A 16,569-nucleotide genomic window follows, 5' to 3' on the forward strand; every position below is an offset into this window, starting at 1 on the left:
TGCCTTACGCAAATGCTGCGTACACCCGCGATCTACTGTGGGAGCGGGCTTGCTCGCGAATGCGGTGAATCAGCTTGCATCAATGTTGGAGGTGCCGCCGTCTTCGCGGGTAAACCCGCTCCCACAGGGTTCAGTGCCGTATGCAAATGCCGCGTACACCCGCGATCTACTGTGGGAGCGAGCTTGCTCGCGAATGCGGTGAATCAGCTTGCATCAATGTTGGAGGTGCCGCCGTCTTCGCGGGCAAGCCCGCTCCCACAGGGTTCAATGCCGTATGCAAATGCCGCGTACACCCGCGATCTACTGTGGGAGCGAGCTTGCTCGCGAATGCGGTGAATCAGCTTGCATCAATGTTGGAGGTGCCGCCGTCATCGCGAGCAAGCTCGCTCCCACAAGGGGCACCGCGCAGGCCCAGCCCTACGCCAACACCGCCACTGCCTTGATCTGCGCCCACAGGCATTGCCCCGGGTACAGGCCCAACTGATCGCGGGAATAACGGGTGATGCGCGCCAGTAATGGCGTGCCGGCGGCTTCCAGGCGAATGAGCACATGGGCGGCGTTGTCGGCGGCCAGTTCGCTGATCACCGTGACGGGCAGGCGATTGAGAATGCTGGTCTGGGCATCGTTCGCCAGGCTGAGGCTGACGTCCCGAGCCTGGACCTTGAAGCGCAGCGCTTGTCCAACGGCCAAGGGGGTGTGGGCTACACGCATGTTCAATTGGCTCTCAGGCAGGGTCAGTGTCAGGAGCTGGTAGGCCGGGTCATAGCCGCTGACCCTGCCCTGGATCACCACCCCCGCGTCGTCCCCCAGGGCCAGCGGCAGGTCGAGCCGGGCCAGGGTTTCGCCGATAGGCCCGCTGGCCAGCGCGCGGCCATCGTCGAGCAGCACGATGTGATCGGCCAGGCGCGCCACTTCATCCTGGGAATGGCTGACGTACAGCACCGGGATATCCAACTCGTCGTGGAGCCGTTGCAGATAGGGCAGGATTTCGTTTTTGCGTCGGGTATCGAGGGACGCCAACGGCTCGTCCATCAACAGCAGGCGAGGGCTGGTCAGCAAGGCCCGGGCGATGCCTATCCGTTGGCGTTCGCCGCCAGACAAATGCTGCGGATGCCGATCGAGCAGATGACCGACGCCCAGCAGTTCGCTCGCCTGTTCCATGCCCACTCGCCGTTGCGCCGGGGCGATGCGCTTGAGGCCGAACGCCAGGTTGGCCCGCACCGACAAATGAGCGAACAGACTCGCCTCCTGGAACACATAGCCCAGGGCCCTCTGATGAGGCGGCACGAACACGCCGCGGTCAGTGTCCTGCCAGACTTCGCCGTTGACCTCGATGAAACCCTGACTCGGCCGCTCCAGCCCCGCCATGCAGCGCAGGCAAGTGGTCTTGCCGGAGCCGGACTGACCATACAGCGCGGTCACGCCCCGGCCTGGCAGTTGCACGTCCAGGTCCAGGGAAAAATCACCACGGTCGAGTTGAAAGCGCGCTTGGATCATCGGTCAGCTCCAACCGGCACGGGTTCGGCGGCTGGAATACAGCGCCAGTAGCACAAAAAATGAAAACACCAACATCGCCGCAGCCAGCCAGTGAGCCTGGGCATATTCCAAGGCTTCGACATGGTCGTAGATCTGCACCGACACCACCCGGGTCTTCTCGGGGATGTTCCCGCCGATCATCAGAACCACGCCGAATTCGCCAACGGTGTGGGCGAACCCCAGAATCGCCGCGGTGATAAAACCCGGTCGGGCCAAGGGCAGCATCACGCTGAAAAATGTATCCCAGGGCCCGGCCCGCAGGGTGGCGGCGACTTCCAAGGGGCGGCTGCCAATGGCGGCGAACGCATTCTGCAGGGGCTGCACCACGAATGGCATGGAATAGATCACCGAGCCGATCACCAGCCCGGTAAAACTGAAGGTGAGGATGCCCAGCCCGAGCGCCTGGGTGAACTGGCCAAGCCAACCGTTAGGTCCCATTGCCAGCAGCAAGTAGAAGCCGATCACCGTGGGCGGCAGCACCAACGGCAACGCCACCAGGGCCCCCACCGGCCCGCGCAGCCAGGAACGGGTGCGCGACAGCCACAAGGCGATGGGCGTGCCGATCAGCAATAGAATTGCCGTGGTAAGCGACGCCAGTTTCAGGGTCAGCCAGATGGCGGCGAAATCGGCATGGGTCAAAGGCATTTAGCGTTGATAACCGTAGGCTTGGATGATGGCGGCGGCTTTCGGGCCCTTGAGGTAATCCATCAGCGCCACGGCGGCGGCGTTGTCCCGGCCCTTGTTGAGGATCACGGCGTCCTGCTTGATCGGGTCGTGCAACTCAGCGGGGATGATCCACGCCGAACCGCTGGTGACCTTGCCGTCCTTGTAGATCTGCGACAAGGCGACGAAGCCGAGTTCGGCGTTGCCGGTGGAGACGAACTGGTACGCCTGGGTGATGTTCTGGCCTTCGACGATCTTGCGGCTGACCTGTCCGGTCAACCCCAGCTTGTCCAGCACCTGGGTCGCGGCCAGGCCGTAGGGCGCCGCTTTCGGGTTGGCGATGGACAGATGCTCGAAGGCATTGTCCTTGAGCACCTGGCCTTGGCTGTCGACATACCCTGCCTTGGCCGACCACAGCGCCAATGTACCGATGGCGTAGGTGAAGCGCGAACCGTTGACGACGTCGCCCTCGCTTTCGAGCCTGGCCGGCGTGGCGTCGTCGGCGGCGAGGAAGACTTCGAACGGCGCGCCATTCTTGATCTGCGTATAGAACTGCCCGGTCGCGCCGTAAGCCACCACCAGTTTATGCCCGGTGTCTTTTTCGAAACTGGCGGCGATGGCCTGGATCGGTGCGGTGAAGTTGGAAGCCACCGCCACCTGCACCTCATCGGCCTGGACGGCGCCAACGGAAAACAGCATGCTCAGCAGCAACGGCGCGAAGCGGGTGAGGTGCATGGGTGAGGCTCCGTAGGGTCAGATTCGCTATATACCGGAATATATAGCGAATGGCTGACAAACGGAACGCGGCATTTTGCCCGGGATCAACGACGTCCCAGTTGCGCGAGCGCCTCCTCTGCCAACCGCCGGGTCAGTTCGGCGCTCGACAACTCGCGTCCCAGGGGAAACGCCTGACCCGCCCAAAGATTGCTGAAGTCCGCTTCATCCTTGGCGCGCAGCGGCATCAACGCTCCACCCGCCAGAGGGAAGGCCGGTGCCATCGGGCTCATGGGGCCTACTTCGCGCATCACTCGGTTGACGATGCCCCGGGCCGGGCGACCGGTGAACAGGTTGGTGACAGCGGTCTGGCTTTCCTTGGCCGTGCGCAGCGCGTGGTGATGGGAGGCGCTGATCTTGGCCTCGGGCGTGAACAGATAGGCGCTGCCCAGTTGCACGGCAGAAGCGCCCAAGGCGAAGGCCGCGACGATTCCGCGGGCATCGCCGATGCCGCCCGTGGCGATCACCGGCACTTTGACGGCATCCACGACTTGAGGCAGCAAGGCGAACAGACCCACCTGGGTATTCAGGTCCTCGCTGAGGAACATCCCGCGATGGCCACCCGCTTCATAACCCATGGCAATGATTGCGTCGCAACCGTGCTGTTCCAGCCAGACGGCTTCCTCGACGGTGGTGGCCGAAGACAGGATTTTCGCGCCGGTGGCTTTTACCCGGTCCAGCAGGGATTTTTCTGGCAGGCCGAAGTGGAAACTGACTACTTTGGGACGCATTTCTTCCAGCACGCGGCAGGCAGCGTCATCGAATGGCGTGCGATTGGACACCGGTGTCGGCGCGTCGAAATCGGCACCAAGTTCTTCGTAGTAAGGCTTGAGCCGTTGCTTCCAGGCCTCGGCTCGCTGCTCGTCGAACGTTGGCGCCTGGTGGCTGAAAAAATTGACGTTGAACGGCTTGTCGGTCTGTTCGCGAATGCTTGTCAGCGCCTGGCGCAGTTGTCCGACGTCCAGCATCGCCGCCGGCATCGAACCCAGCCCGCCGGCGTTGCAGGTCGCGACGACCATCGACGGCCCGGTCACTCCGGCCAGCGGCCCCTGGATGATGGGCAGCTCGATACCGAGCAGGTCGAGAATGCGAGTGTCTGGCCACTGGCTCATGTGCGGGGTCTCCGACGGCAGAAGGAAACCGTGTTTTTAACAGGTGTGGCCCAGCGAGGGCCAGTCGAGTTTTTCAATCGGCGGCGCAACTTGATCCCGGTGTCGGGCGGGTTACCATGCGGGCATCATTCATCAAGGAGATGCTTTCATGGACGTCAAGCTCAAGACAGTCGAGCCTTTCACCGTGGCCGGTTTGCAGGTGCACACCCGTAACGTAGATGAGCAAGAACCCGACACGGCCAGGATCGGCCCGATGTGGCAGCAGTTCTTCAACGAAGGGCTGTTCGACACGATCCCGGCCCGGCAGTCGGAGTCGTTCGTCTACGGGGTGTATTCCAATTACGAGTCCGATGCCACCGGCTACTTCAACGTCACGGCCGGCGTGCAGGTGGATGCGACGAGCGCCGGTTTCCCCGCCGTGGACATCGAAGGCGGGGATTACCTGGTGTTCTGCGCAAAGGGGCCGATGCCCGACTGCGTGATCCAGACCTGGGGCCTGATCTGGGCATACTTCGCCGATAACCCGCAGACCTTGCGCCGTTTCACCACCGATTTCGAGGTCTATGGCAGCCCCGATTCGGTGGCGATCTATATTGGCGTTCAGTCTTGCGACGAACGTTCCAGCGCCAGTAACTGACGCTTGCGCTCCACGCCCCAACGGTAGCCAGACAGGTTACCGTCGCTGCGCACCACGCGGTGACAGGGTATCGCCACCGCCAGGCTGTTGGCGCCACAGGCCTGGGCCACGGCGCGCACCGCCTTGGGCAGGCCGATGCGCTGGGCGATTTCGGCATAGCTGGCGGTGCTGCCCGGTGGAATCTCCCGCAGCGCCTGCCAGACGCGCTCCTGGAAGGCTGTGCCGCGCAAGTCCAAGGGCAGGTCCAGGCCCAGGGCCGGCGCTTCGATGAAACCCACCACTTGGGCGATCAACTGTTCGAACTCGCGATCGGCACCGATCAGGTTGGCGCGACGGAACTTGTCTTGCAGGTCTCGCACCAGCGCGTCCGGGTCGTCTCCCAGCAAAATCGCGCAGACGCCGCGCTCGCTTTGCGCCACCAGGATCGCTCCGAGGGAACACTGGCCGACGGCGAAACGAATATCGATGTTCTGTCCGGCGGCGCGGTAGTCCGTAGGCTTCATGCCCAGGACCTTGTCGGCGGCTTCATAAAAGCGGCTGTTGGAATTGAACCCGGCGTCATACAGCGCTTCGGTGATGCTGCCGCCATCGGCCAGGCGTTCGCGTACTTTGCGCGAACGGTGGGCGTCGGCGTAGGCCTTGGGCGTCAGGCCAGTGACGGCCTTGAAGACTCGGTGAAAGTGAAAGGGACTCAGGCCCGCGCTATCTGCCAGTTCATTGAGGCCTGGAAGTTCTTCGGCCGCCTCGATCTGCCGACAGGCCGCCGCGACCCGGGCCGCTTGCTGGGCGGCGATCTGGGTCTGGTCCCGGGCCAAGCGTTTGCTCGGACGATAGCCGGCCGCCTGGGCCTGCTCCGGGGTGTCGAAGAATTCGACATTACGCGGGTTGGGCAGGCGCGACAGGCTGCTGGGGCGGCAATAAATGCCGGTGGTTTTCACGCCATAGACAAATTGCCCGTCGGCGCGCGGATCCCGAGCGAGCACGGCGGCCCAGCGGGGGTCCAGCTCAGGAGCGGTATCTTTTGAGATGCTGTTCATGGTCGTTGTATCCATTGGCCCGTTTTGCCTACCGTAGCGAGCCAGGAACGTGACGACACTCCGGGTCTTGCGGTTGAATTCTGCACCTTCACCCGGCAGTGCGAAACGTCAGGTTGATTCGCTGGGCGCCCAGGCGCGGGTGTTCCCCTGGCTTGAGCGGCAGCACGCCGTGATAACGCAACCGGTCGACGCCGCCCCAGACCACGATGTCGCCGTGGAATAACGGGACGCGCTGGCTTTTGTCGCTGCGCTCGAACCCGCCGAACTGGAACGTTGCCGGCAAGCCCAGGGACATCGAGACGATGGGCGCGGTGAGTTCGCGTTCGTTCTTGTCCTGATGCAACGACATCCGTGCGCCAGGCACATAACGATTGATCAGGCAGGAATCGGGCTCGAAGTGTTCGAACTGCGCCTGCCGTGCGGCGGCCTGGGCCAGCTCGCGGAACACCGCCGGCATGTCGGGCCAGGGGCGGCCAGTCTGCGGGTCTTGGGCGGTATAACGATAGCCACTGCGGTCGGTGGTCCAGCCCAGCGCACCGCAGCTGCTCAAGGCGACCGACATGGTGAAACCACCGGGCGTGACCATCTGCCGGAACGGTGCGGCCAGCAGGACGCTTTCCAGCGCCGGCAGCAAACGGTCGAGCCAGGGCAGGGCGAATCCGCGCAACACGAACGATTGCTCGCCGATCCGTTCGACCTGGCCAGGCGTCGTCGGCGTCTCGTCGGCGAACAGGTCCAGAGTGATTGGATGGTCGTTATTGCGCATCATGAAAAATAATTCCCAAGGTGTGGCGCCTGCCGTCGTGCACGCGGCTGACGCCATGACGCATGTTCACTCGATAATAACCGCGAACGCCTTTGACGGGCCGCTGATGCACGGCGAACACCACCGCATCGCCCTGTTTCAGATCGATGACCTGAGGCCGCGATTGCATGCGCGGGCGTTGCTCGGTCAGGACGAACTCGCCACCGCTGAAGTCCCGGCCAGGTTCCGACAGCAGGATCGCCACTTGCAGCGGGAACACCTGCTCGCCGTACAGGTCCTGGTGCAAGCAGTTGTAGTCCTGTGGGCCGTATTGCAGCAACAGTGGCGTCGGGCGCGTCTGCCCGGCGGCATGACAGCGCTGAAGGAGATCGGCGTGCTCGCTTGGGTATCGCACCGCAAGGCCCATGCTGGCATTCCAGCGATTCGCCAACGGCACCAGCACCGGGTACAACGACTGACGCAGTCGCTGGATGAGGTCGGGCAGCGGGTAACGAAAATACTGATACTCACCGCGCCCGAAACCGTGGCGAGCCATGATTACCTTTGAGCGAAAAAGTCCCGGCTCGGCATAGAGCGCGCTAAGGCGCTGGCATTGGGTCGCCGAGAGCAGGTTGCGAATGATCGCGCTGCCGTCCTGCTCTAGGCTTTGCTCCAGGGCTGGCCGGTCAAGATCGTCTATTCGTTGGATTCGCGAGGGGGATTGCAGGGTCATGGACATGAGCGCAAACCTGGGTGGAAAAGGATTGGTCAGTCTGGGGAGTGCTGGGACAGCTGGCACTCCGGATCTTGCGTTCCCGTACACCGAACCCCGTGGCGAGGGAGCTTGCTCCCGCTGGGTGGCGAAGCCGCCCCCCTCGATCTTCCATGCAGACCGCATCACCAGGTTTTACGACTGCTGCGCAGCCGAGCGGGAGCAAGCTCCCTCGCCACCCAAAGCCCAGCGGCAGAGGCTGTCACAGTGCTTTGCTGACACTCACTTCACTGATCTCATCATCGGTCTGGCCATGCAGCGCGTGCAACGCTGCCAGGGCTTCTTCCTGGGTGCCGGTTTTCAATTGCGCGAACTCGAAGCGGCGTTCGCCGTTGAGTTTGTACTTGATGACGTATTTGGTCGTCTGGTCCACGGTAGTGCCTGTCTGGAAGTTGTGGGCGAAGCTCAGCTCAGTTTCGAGCTGGAGCGCCGGATGATCTTGATCTTGTGGGTCAGGGTCGGCTTGCGCGTGACGCTGATCGCACGGCGGTTGACGGTGTCGATGGTGATATTCCAGAAACCGGTGCTCGGCGCGGTAATCCGGGCTGGAAAGGTATCGAACGCGCCACCGTGGTAGGTGTGACGGCCGCCATTCTTGAAGCTGCGAAAGTTGGCGTCGTTCATCAAGCGGATGTTGCACATTTGCGAGCATTCGATGACGACGATGTCGTCTTCGTTCAGGTGCTCGCGCTGGTGAATGAATTTCATGGGCGCCTCCAGAAGGGCTTTTTCTACAAAATCAAACGATAGCAAGGAGAATGATGTGCAGTTTATCAGCCTCAAGGGTTAATATCCGGCCCGCGTCCCAGGCTTTGTTCATTTATCGCAGGAAGCGCAAAAAAAGACGGTGCGCGCTGGAGAAAAACAGCGTGCGCAGTGTCGGAGGGTCTTTATCGGAGGAATCATATGAAGCGCAGCGTGTGGGTATTGGCATTGGCCTTGAGTGGATGTGCCTCAGTATCGGACATCAACCAGACGCCGCCCACCATGAGCGTCATCTCTGGAAAGAACCCTCACGAATATGCCAAGTGCGTGGCCGGCAAGCTGGCCAGTAGCCGCGGTCCGTTGCAAATGGAGCCGCACAAGAACGGCGTCCGCTTGATTGTCCCCGGCAAATTGTCGAGCCTGCCGGCGGCGGTGTTCGACATCGACGAACGCTCCAGCGGCAGCAGCATCAAGCTGCACGAAGCCATGTCCAACGTACCGGTGCGGCCGGGCGATGTGCAGGAGGCGGCCAACGCCTGCATTTCCGGCTGACCGCCGACACGACCTGACGAGCGGGCCGGGCATCGGCTAAACTGGCGCCCTCGACAAACATGCCGCCACGGCCTACGTGGGCGGCATTGTCATTTATGGAGTCAGTCGATGAAACGCGAGCAGGTGCGTGAGCGCCACGCAGAGGGCCTGATCTTTGCCACACACGTGATTCAGAACCCGGCGAGCCCGGGTGAATGGATTGCCTTCTTCAAGAAAAGCGCCGGACGCAGTTTTTTCCTGGTGGACGACCAGGACGAAGTGGAGTCTTTCGTTCATCTCGATGACCTGGTCGAGACCCTGCGCGGGCTGGGCATCAAGTTCGCCGAGATCCACATCTAGCAAACGCTTACTTGCACACCACCACGACACTGCGACTGGTGTAGTTGCCGACATCGACCCCCAGGGTTTTCTCGCTTTCCTTGGCCTGCGGCGTGCCGTCGGTACCGACGATGCGGTAGCCGGTGCCAGCGCAGGATGCATCGGCCTTTTCATAGCACGTAGCCCATGAGTTGGCTTCGCCGGAGCAATCGATGGCGAGGCCTTGTTCACCGTTGTTCAGGTAGGTTTTTTCGGCCGAGGCACAGCCCGCCAGGGCCAGGACTGTAAACAGCGCCAGAAGTGTTTTCATGGGATCGTCATCGAGAAGGGAGGGGCTGGCGCGAGATTATAGCGAATGGCCAGTCCGGTACAGCTAAACAAGCCTCGTTCAATACCTTGGCGGCATCTACCGGAGGCTGGTCGGGTTATTTCTTGCGGCGTGGGCTGCGCGCGGGGGGCTTTTCGCGTTCTTTCTCCGCCGGGGCCGAGCGGTCATCCTGGAACACCGCGGCCACTTCTACCGCCATCGCCTTGCTCGGCAGGGGGCCGGCCACTTGTTCGCCATGGTAGTTGATAATCCACCATTGGCCGGCCTTGTCCTGGCTGACCGAATAACCGTTTGCGTTTTTTGTTACCGACATCTAACTGCCTCGTTGGCGAGATTCAAGGGCGTCATGATACGTCAAATGCACGCAAACAGCGCCTATGAGCGTAGAGTGGGACCGCTCGAACCATCCAAGCGAAAGGCGATTGAACTATCCGCCGTTTTTTATTTCTCTATGATGGCACCGGTTGGCCAGTGCGGGCATTGTAAGGTGCCCGTCGCCTGATTAGACTGCGCCGAAACTCGTACATACCGCCTTTTCAAGGACTTATATGATCAAGAAATGCTTGTTCCCTGCAGCCGGTTACGGTACTCGCTTCCTGCCAGCGACTAAAGCCATGCCCAAAGAAATGCTGCCGGTGGTGAACAAGCCACTGATCCAGTACGGCGTCGAAGAAGCCCTCGATGCAGGCCTGACGGAAATCTCCATCGTCACCGGCCGCGGCAAACGCGCCCTGGAAGACCATTTCGACATCAGCTACGAGCTGGAAAACCAGATCAAGGGCACCGACAAGGAAAAATACCTGGTAGGCATCCGCAAACTGCTGGATGAGTGCTCGTTCTCCTACACCCGCCAGACCGAAATGAAAGGCCTGGGCCACGCGATCCTGACCGGTCGCCCGCTGATCGGTGACGAACCGTTCGCCGTGGTCCTGGCGGACGACTTGTGCGTCAACCTGGAAGGCGACGGCGTACTGACCCAGATGGTCAAGCTGTACAAGCAGTTCCGTTGCTCCATCGTGGCGATCCAGGAAGTCGATCCGCAGGAAACCAACAAGTACGGTGTCATCGCCGGCGAAATGATCCGCGACGACATCTACCGCGTCCACAGCATGGTCGAGAAACCAAAGCCTGAAGATGCACCGTCGAACCTGGCGATCATCGGTCGCTACATCCTGACTCCGGATATTTTCGACCTGATCGAACAGACCGAGCCAGGCAAGGGCGGCGAGATCCAGATCACCGACGCCCTGATGAAACAGGCCCAGAACGGCTGCGTAATGGCCTACAAGTTCAAAGGCAAGCGTTTCGACTGCGGTGGCGCCGAGGGTTACATCGACGCGACCAACTTCTGCTTCGAGAACTTCTACAAGACCGGCAAGGCTTACTGATAGCCTGCTCCGCGCCTTGAAAAACGCCCCGACTGGTTCGGGGCGTTTTTTTGTCGTGCGCCCAGCATGGGCGCAATCTTGTGGGTGAAAGTCCCGCCGTAAGCTGACCACAGCGAACGAAGTGAAGCGCAACTGCATGAGGGCGACCGAGTGTGGGGAGGAAGCGTGAATCGAAACCGCGAGCCGATGGACAAGAACCGGATACAAGGCGAAGCCGATCAGGGCGAGCGAGCAAAAGATCGCGAAGCTCTTGTGGTCAAGGATCAGGCTGCGTAAATCCGGCGGTTGTGCGGGGAAGGATTGCGTTCTTACCTGGGGAGATCTCGCCTTGTGCCTGAAAGGGCGACGGCGCCAGCCGGAGCGAGAAGTCAGCAGAGGCCGTAGTAGTCTTTTTTTTTTTTGACGAAGGGCTGAACGAGAGAAAGCGTTATAGGCCATGTTGATGTGAACGACCGGAAGTCAGATGCCTGCCAAACGCGGGGCGGATGTGAGGACGCGAGCGGTGAAGCCGTGAGAAGCCCCGTCAGCGACGAGGTCAATCGCCCGCAAGATGAATCCGACAACGCAGGGCAAGGGCTGCTGGAACGGGCCTTTGCGAGAGAGAACCTGAAACAGGCGTGGAAGCGAGTCAAGGCCAACAAAGGTGCAGCAGGTGTGGATGGTTTGGACATTGAACAGACTGCCAAGCATTTGCTGAGCCAATGGCCGACGATTTGTGAACAGCTTATTTCAGGAGCCTACCGGCCCAGTCCGGTAAAGCGTGTGGTAATTCCCAAACCTGACGGCGGCGAACGCGAGTTGGGCATTCCAACGGTCACTGACCGGCTGATCCAACAAGCACTGCTGCAAGTTTTGCAGCCACTGCTCGATCCAACTTTCAGTGAACACAGCTACGGCTTTCGCCCGGGGCGCAGTGCGCAGGAGGCCGTCTTAGCGGCTCAGCGCTATGTGTCTTCAGGACGCAAAGTGGTGGTGGATGTTGATCTGGAGAAGTTCTTCGATCGGGTCGACCACGATATTTTGATTGATCGTTTAAGCAAGCGGATTGCGGATCGGGCGGTTATCCGTCTGATTCGGGCGTATCTGGATGCGGGAACGCTGATCAATGGCGTGGTCGAGAAAAGCCGCTGCGGGGCGCCGCAAGGCGGCCCGCTGTCGCCGTTGCTGGCAAATGTGCTGCTGGACGAAGTGGATCGGGAGCTTGAACGCCGGGGCCATTGCTTCGTGCGCTATGCCGATGATGCGAATGTGTATGTTCGCAGCCGCAGGGCCGGGCAGCGGGTGATGGCTTTGCTAAAGCGCTTGTATGAAAAGCTGAACTTGAGCGTCAACGAGAGCAAGAGTGCGGTAGCGAGTGCATTTGGTCGCAAGTTTCTGGGATACGCCTTCTGGGCATCTCCACAAGGCGTCAAAAGAGCAGTGGCGGTCAAAGCACGCAAGCGGTTCAAACAGCGGATACGCGAACTCACCCGTCGCTCAGGCGGTCGCAGTATGCGACACGTTGTCGAGAACTTACGGCCTTATCTCTTGGGCTGGAAAACTTACTTTGGGTTATCGCAAACACCGAAGGTCTGGCGAGAGCTGGACGAATGGATACGACACCGACTGCGAGCGATCCAGCTTAAGCAATGGCGGCGTGGACCGACGATCTATCGCGAACTGCGGGCCTTGGGGGCCAGCGCCCAAACCGCACGGAAAGTGGCGGCTAACTCACGTAGTTGGTGGCGTAATAGCCGCTTTGAGCTTAACCGAGTGCTGGATGTGGCATGGTTCGACAGGCTGGGTCTGGTGCGACTCTCATAACCTCAATCTCTCGAACCGCCCGGTGCGGACCCGCATGCCGGGTGGTGTGGCAGGGGAGCGGCCTATGAAGGCCGCCCCCTATGCCGATTGGCAAATGACCTGTGGGGATCTATTCCTGAACCCGTGGCGAGGGGATTTAGCGAAACGTCGCACCGCCCCGCTGGGCTGCGAAGCAGCCCTAAAGCCTGCCAACCCGGTGTGTCAGAATGGCCACTTGATTCAGTGATTGGGTCTGCTGCGCAGCCCAGCGGGGCGGTGCGACGTTTCGCTAAATCCCCTCGCTACAGGTTTTGTATTCGGCCTGGATGTCTAAATAAAGCCCCACCCATGGAATGACAATGAACCCCTTCGAAGAAATGCGCATCTTTGTCCAAGTCATGGAATCGGGCAGCTTCACCGCTGCGGCGGACAAGCTGGGGTTGTCCAAGCAGTTCGTCAGCCGCAAGCTCATGGAACTTGAGCAGCGACTGGGGGTGCGCCTGCTCAATCGCTCGACGCGGCGGCTGGATGTCACGCCCTTGGGGCAGCGCTATTACGAGGCGGCGCTACGCCTGCTCAGCGATGTCGAACAGGTGGAGCAGGGCATCAGCGGCCAGACCAGCGAGCCCCGCGGGACCATTCGCCTCAGCGCGCCGCTGTCCTTCGCGGTGGCGCACCTGGGTAGCCTCTTGCCAGCTTTTTTGCAGCGCTATCCCGACGTCAGCGTAGAGGTGGACCTGAGCGACCGCTCGGTGGACCTGCTTGGGGAAGGCTATGACCTGGCGCTGCGCATCGGCGTGCTGGAAGACTCGACGCTGATCGCCCGGCGCATCGCGACCATCGAACGGGTGTACTGCGCCAGCCCGGCCTACCTGGCACAACGTGGCAAACCTGCGCGGCCTGAAGACCTGCGCCAGCACGACTGCCTGCCCTATGGTCACAGCCGTCAGGTCCAATGGCGTTTCGGTGGGGCCGGCAAACCGGTGACCCTGGAGGTCGCAGGTCGCATGCGCGCCAATAACGGCGATTTGCTCAGGGACGCCGCCATTGCCGGCATGGGCGTCACCTACCTGCCGACATTCATCGTCGGCAATGCCTTGAAAGAGGGGCGGTTGATCAAGGTATTGGAGGGGTTCGAGACCGAGCCGTTGGCGCTATCGGCGGTGTACCCGCAACATCGGCAAAGCTCACGCCCGGTGCAGGCGTTGGTGGAGTTCTTACGCGAACAGATGCGTTAAATGCCCGAACGCCTTCAGCCGCCATCTGACGGCTGAAGCGTTGACAGCACCGGATCAGGCGGCGAGGTTGGCGCTGCTCAGTTCTTTTTTGTACTGCGCTTTCAGGGTTTCCATTTGTTCACCCAAGGCATCCAGTTTTGCCTTGCCCAGCACTTTCTTGGCTTGCGGGAACATTTCCTTTTCTTCTTCTTCGATGTGGTGCTCCAGCAGCTCCTTGACCACTTTCACCCGGCCGGCGAATTCAGGCTGGGACGGGTCAGTGGCTTTCAGGTCGGGCAACACCAGTGAATCGACGGTGCGGTGTTCTTCCTTGGCTTCGTAATACATTTCAGCCTCTTCCTTACCGCCTTCCTGTTTGAAGGCGGGGTAGAGGATTTCCTCTTCCAGGCGGGTATGGATGGTCACTTCCATTTCGAGCTTGGCCAACAGCTCGGTGCGCTTTTTGACGGCGCGGTCAGTGGACTCGCTCAATTGAGCCAGAATGGCTTTGACGCGTTCATGGTCGGCTTTCAACAGATCGATGGCGTTCATGTGCAGCTCCTGGCAATTCACGGATGCGGGCAGGCTTCAAGCGCCGACGCCGCGTAGGAGGTAAATTGCATCAGCCGTGCCAGCCGGGGCTCTAGATAAATGCTTTTAAAAACAGTGTGTTGGAGTTAGCTGGATTTTCCTTCATCGTGCAGCCTGCATGACGGTGCAAGAAACGCCCTTGCACTTTGCGCTGCCCGGGCGTCCCGCGTGCGAGGTCGTGCTAAGTGCTTTCGATCAATTCCCGTACCCGCACGGCAATCGCCAGGCAGGCGGTCAGCCCTGGCGATTCGATGCCGAACAGGTTGATCAATCCTGGCACCCCATGCTCGGCCTGGCTGTCGATGCGAAAGTCGCGCGAGGGCTCGTCGGGCCCGCCGATCTTCGGGCGGATGCCGCTGTAGGCTGGTTGCAGGCTCTGGTCCGGCAGGCCCGGCCAGTAATTGCGAATCGCTGGGTAGAAGGCGGCGGCGCGGGCGGGGTCCACTTGGTAATCCTCCCGGGTAACCCATTCGATATCCGGACCGAACCGGGCCTGGCCGGCCAGGTCCAGGGTCATGTGGATGCCCAGGCCAGCGGTTTCCGGCGCGGGGTAGACCAGATGCCGGAACGGCGCACGCTCGGCCAGGCTGAAATAGTTGCCCTTGCACAGATAGGCATCGGGTACCGATTGCGGCGCCAGGCCGTCAATGCGACGGGCGAGGGCGGGCGCCTGGAGACCGGCGGCGTTGATCAGTTGGCGGCAGGACAAACGCATCTGCGCCGTGCCGCCCAATGTCAGCGTGAAACCATCGGCGGTAGCCTGGGCCTCCAACAATGGCGTGTGGAACGCGACCTGCGCACCGGCCGCTTCGGCATCGCCCTGCAACGCCAGCATCAAGGCGTGTGAATCGACGATACCGGTGGACGGCGAATACAACGCGGCGACACACGCCAGGGCGGGCTCCTTGTCCAGCGCCTCTGCCTGATCGAGCAACCGCAGGTCGTCCACGCCATTCGTCAGGCCCCGTTCCAGCAGCGCCTGGAGCCCGGCTACCTGCGCCGCGCTCGTGGCGACGATCAACTTGCCGAGGCGGCGGGTCTCGACGCCGTGGCGTTCACAATAATCGTACAACCTGCGCCGTCCTTCGACGCACAGCTGCGCCTTGAGGCTGCCCGGTGGGTAATAAATGCCGGCATGGATGACTTCGGAATTGCGCGAGCTGATGCCCGTGCCGATGGCGGCGCCCGCTTCGATCAGCAGCACCTCCCGGCCAGCGCGGGCCATCTCCCGGGCCACGGCGAGCCCAACGACGCCCGCGCCTACCACCACGCATTCAAAATCGACGTTCAACCTTTTATCTCCTCCCGGGCCGGTAAGTTGGCCGATCTCAAGGATAGCCTTGCTGGGATATTTGGACGTCATGCCGTCTGGATAGAATCCACGCTGCTCGGTACGCTGGGCTTTGGTATCAATCTGTTGATCTGCCCTTTGTCCAAGGAGAGTACTGATATGCCTCGTTTTGCTGCCAACCTCAGCATGCTTTATCCGCAACACTGCTTCTTGGACCGTTTTGCGGCCGCAGCGGCCGATGGTTTCGACGCTGTTGAATATTTGTTCCCGTACGAATACGGCCCCCAGGAACTCAAGCAACGGCTGGCGGACAACGGCCTGGTACAGGCCCTGTTCAACGCGCCGCCAGGGGATTGGGCGGCGGGAGAGCGGGGCATCGCTACGCTGCCGGGGCGCGAGTCGGAGTTCCGCGACGGGTTTGACCGCGCCCTTGAATATGCCGCCGTGCTGGGCAATTCGAAGATCCACGTGATGGCCGGTCTGCTTGCGTCCGAAGTCGAGCGCGCACGGCATCATGGTGTGTATTTGGAGAACCTTGCCTATGCCACTGCCCAGGCGGCAAAGGTTGGGGTCACTGTGCTGCTGGAGCCGATCAATACCCGGGACATGCCTGGGTTTTTTCTGAACCGCCAGGATCAGGCTCACGCTGTTTGCCGGGAGGTGGGCGCGGCGAACCTCAAGGTTCAGTTCGATTGCTATCACTGTCAGATTGTCGAGGGTGACCTGGCGAGCAAGCTGCGTCGCGATTTCAGCGGTATCGGCCACATTCAGATTGCCGGCGTGCCGGATCGTCATGAGCCGGATTCAGGGGAAATTAACTATCCGTTTTTGTTCGAGTTGATGGATGAGTTGGGGTATGACGGCTGGGTCGGCTGCGAGTATCGCCCTCGGGGGGATACTTCGGTTGGGCTGAAATGGTTGCGCGACTGGAACGCACGCTGAGTTTTTGTGGGAGCGGGCTTGCTCGCGAAAGCGGTGGGTCTGCTTGGATTGATTTTGAATGTGCGACCGTCATCGCGAGCAGGCTCGCTCCCACAGTGGATCATCGGTAGCGAAATATCCGGGCATGACACAAATCCCCTGTGGAAGCGAGCCTGCTCGCGATAGCGGTGGGTCGGCTA

At 61.1% G+C, this 16,569-nt stretch carries 20 protein-coding genes; 7 read left to right on the top strand and 13 right to left on the bottom strand.

The genetic code is table 11. The features are described from left to right. Positions 1 to 417: 417 nt before the first annotated feature. From modC to AD663_RS09135, 4 genes are all read right to left on the bottom strand, one after another. Complete coding sequence (modC, locus tag AD663_RS09120) at positions 418 to 1,497, bottom strand: molybdenum ABC transporter ATP-binding protein (RefSeq protein WP_033046124.1); 1,080 nt, start codon at positions 1,495 to 1,497, stop codon at positions 418 to 420. A 3-nt stretch (positions 1,498 to 1,500) separates the two neighbouring features. Then, positions 1,501 to 2,181 (bottom strand): molybdate ABC transporter permease subunit, encoded by a 681-nt coding sequence (gene modB, locus AD663_RS09125; protein ID WP_003182975.1) that lies wholly within the window; start codon positions 2,179 to 2,181, stop codon positions 1,501 to 1,503. Next, a complete protein-coding gene (gene modA / locus AD663_RS09130; RefSeq protein ID WP_053213591.1) occupies positions 2,182 to 2,934 on the bottom strand; it encodes a molybdate ABC transporter substrate-binding protein in 753 nt (250 codons plus the stop codon). 86 nt (positions 2,935 to 3,020) lie between these two features. Next, on the bottom strand, positions 3,021 to 4,085 hold the full coding sequence (locus tag AD663_RS09135; RefSeq protein WP_053213592.1) for a nitronate monooxygenase family protein: 1,065 nt from the start codon (positions 4,083 to 4,085) through the stop codon (positions 3,021 to 3,023). A gap of 148 nt (positions 4,086 to 4,233) precedes the next feature. On the opposite strand from AD663_RS09135, the gene AD663_RS09140 reads away from it, so the two are divergent. Beyond that, positions 4,234 to 4,722 (top strand): GyrI-like domain-containing protein, encoded by a 489-nt coding sequence (locus AD663_RS09140; RefSeq protein WP_053213593.1) that lies wholly within the window; start codon positions 4,234 to 4,236, stop codon positions 4,720 to 4,722. On the opposite strand, the gene ada is transcribed toward AD663_RS09140, so the two are convergent. The 5 genes from ada to AD663_RS09160 form a co-directional block, all read right to left on the bottom strand. Continuing rightward, positions 4,686 to 5,759, bottom strand: a complete 1,074-nt coding sequence (ada, locus tag AD663_RS09145; RefSeq protein ID WP_003182967.1) for a bifunctional DNA-binding transcriptional regulator/O6-methylguanine-DNA methyltransferase Ada — start codon at positions 5,757 to 5,759, stop codon at positions 4,686 to 4,688. The two genes, AD663_RS09140 and ada, sit on opposite strands and share 37 nt — an antisense overlap. An 88-nt stretch (positions 5,760 to 5,847) precedes the next feature. Continuing rightward, the gene (alkB, locus tag AD663_RS09150; protein ID WP_033046123.1) at positions 5,848 to 6,528 is read right to left on the bottom strand and encodes a DNA oxidative demethylase AlkB; all 681 of its coding nucleotides are present in this window, start codon (positions 6,526 to 6,528) and stop codon (positions 5,848 to 5,850) included. Beyond that, complete coding sequence (locus AD663_RS09155) at positions 6,515 to 7,237, bottom strand: 2OG-Fe(II) oxygenase (RefSeq protein WP_053213664.1); 723 nt, start codon at positions 7,235 to 7,237, stop codon at positions 6,515 to 6,517. The genes alkB and AD663_RS09155 overlap by 14 nt, the downstream gene beginning before the upstream one ends. A 241-nt stretch (positions 7,238 to 7,478) precedes the next feature. Continuing rightward, positions 7,479 to 7,649, bottom strand: a complete 171-nt coding sequence (locus AD663_RS29060) for a hypothetical protein (RefSeq protein ID WP_003182963.1) — start codon at positions 7,647 to 7,649, stop codon at positions 7,479 to 7,481. 32 nt (positions 7,650 to 7,681) lie between these two features. Further along, positions 7,682 to 7,984 (bottom strand): DUF1883 domain-containing protein, encoded by a 303-nt coding sequence (locus AD663_RS09160; RefSeq protein WP_003182962.1) that lies wholly within the window; start codon positions 7,982 to 7,984, stop codon positions 7,682 to 7,684. Positions 7,985 to 8,182: 198 nt separating this feature from the next. Here AD663_RS09160 and AD663_RS09165 point away from each other — a divergent pair, with 198 nt between their 5' ends. Continuing rightward, complete coding sequence (locus AD663_RS09165) at positions 8,183 to 8,533, top strand: hypothetical protein (protein WP_003182960.1); 351 nt, start codon at positions 8,183 to 8,185, stop codon at positions 8,531 to 8,533. 108 nt (positions 8,534 to 8,641) lie between these two features. Beyond that, positions 8,642 to 8,872, top strand: coding sequence for a hypothetical protein (locus tag AD663_RS09170; protein WP_003182959.1), 231 nt, complete (start codon positions 8,642 to 8,644; stop codon positions 8,870 to 8,872). A gap of 7 nt (positions 8,873 to 8,879) precedes the next feature. On the opposite strand, the gene AD663_RS09175 is transcribed toward AD663_RS09170, so the two are convergent. Together AD663_RS09175 and AD663_RS09180 are read right to left on the bottom strand one after the other, a co-directional pair. Beyond that, on the bottom strand, positions 8,880 to 9,161 hold the full coding sequence (locus AD663_RS09175) for a hypothetical protein (protein ID WP_003182957.1): 282 nt from the start codon (positions 9,159 to 9,161) through the stop codon (positions 8,880 to 8,882). 115 nt (positions 9,162 to 9,276) lie between these two features. After that, positions 9,277 to 9,492 (bottom strand): hypothetical protein, encoded by a 216-nt coding sequence (locus tag AD663_RS09180; RefSeq protein ID WP_003182955.1) that lies wholly within the window; start codon positions 9,490 to 9,492, stop codon positions 9,277 to 9,279. A gap of 235 nt (positions 9,493 to 9,727) precedes the next feature. Between AD663_RS09180 and galU the strand changes: the two genes are divergently transcribed. The 3 genes from galU to AD663_RS09195 all read left to right on the top strand — a co-directional run bounded on the left by galU (position 9,728) and on the right by AD663_RS09195 (position 13,587). Continuing rightward, the gene (gene galU / locus AD663_RS09185; RefSeq protein ID WP_003182953.1) at positions 9,728 to 10,567 is read left to right on the top strand and encodes a UTP--glucose-1-phosphate uridylyltransferase GalU; all 840 of its coding nucleotides are present in this window, start codon (positions 9,728 to 9,730) and stop codon (positions 10,565 to 10,567) included. A gap of 510 nt (positions 10,568 to 11,077) precedes the next feature. After that, entirely contained in the window at positions 11,078 to 12,370 is a 1,293-nt protein-coding gene (ltrA, locus tag AD663_RS09190; RefSeq protein ID WP_053213594.1) for a group II intron reverse transcriptase/maturase, read from the top strand. A 338-nt stretch (positions 12,371 to 12,708) separates the two neighbouring features. Further along, positions 12,709 to 13,587, top strand: a complete 879-nt coding sequence (locus tag AD663_RS09195; protein WP_003180027.1) for a LysR family transcriptional regulator — start codon at positions 12,709 to 12,711, stop codon at positions 13,585 to 13,587. Positions 13,588 to 13,641: 54 nt separating this feature from the next. On the opposite strand, the gene AD663_RS09200 is transcribed toward AD663_RS09195, so the two are convergent. Beyond that, positions 13,642 to 14,118 (bottom strand): hemerythrin domain-containing protein, encoded by a 477-nt coding sequence (locus AD663_RS09200; RefSeq protein WP_003180035.1) that lies wholly within the window; start codon positions 14,116 to 14,118, stop codon positions 13,642 to 13,644. Positions 14,119 to 14,338: 220 nt separating this feature from the next. Continuing rightward, positions 14,339 to 15,448 (bottom strand): NAD(P)/FAD-dependent oxidoreductase, encoded by a 1,110-nt coding sequence (locus AD663_RS09205; protein ID WP_003180036.1) that lies wholly within the window; start codon positions 15,446 to 15,448, stop codon positions 14,339 to 14,341. Between the two features lie 159 nt (positions 15,449 to 15,607). Between AD663_RS09205 and otnI the strand changes: the two genes are divergently transcribed. Further along, positions 15,608 to 16,390, top strand: coding sequence for a 2-oxo-tetronate isomerase (gene otnI / locus AD663_RS09210; protein WP_053213595.1), 783 nt, complete (start codon positions 15,608 to 15,610; stop codon positions 16,388 to 16,390). The last annotated feature ends 179 nt before the right edge of the window (positions 16,391 to 16,569 follow it).

This window comes from Pseudomonas sp. Q12-87 (assembly GCF_001269755.1).
Taxonomy (GTDB): Bacteria; Pseudomonadota; Gammaproteobacteria; order Pseudomonadales; family Pseudomonadaceae; genus Aquipseudomonas; species Aquipseudomonas fluorescens_S.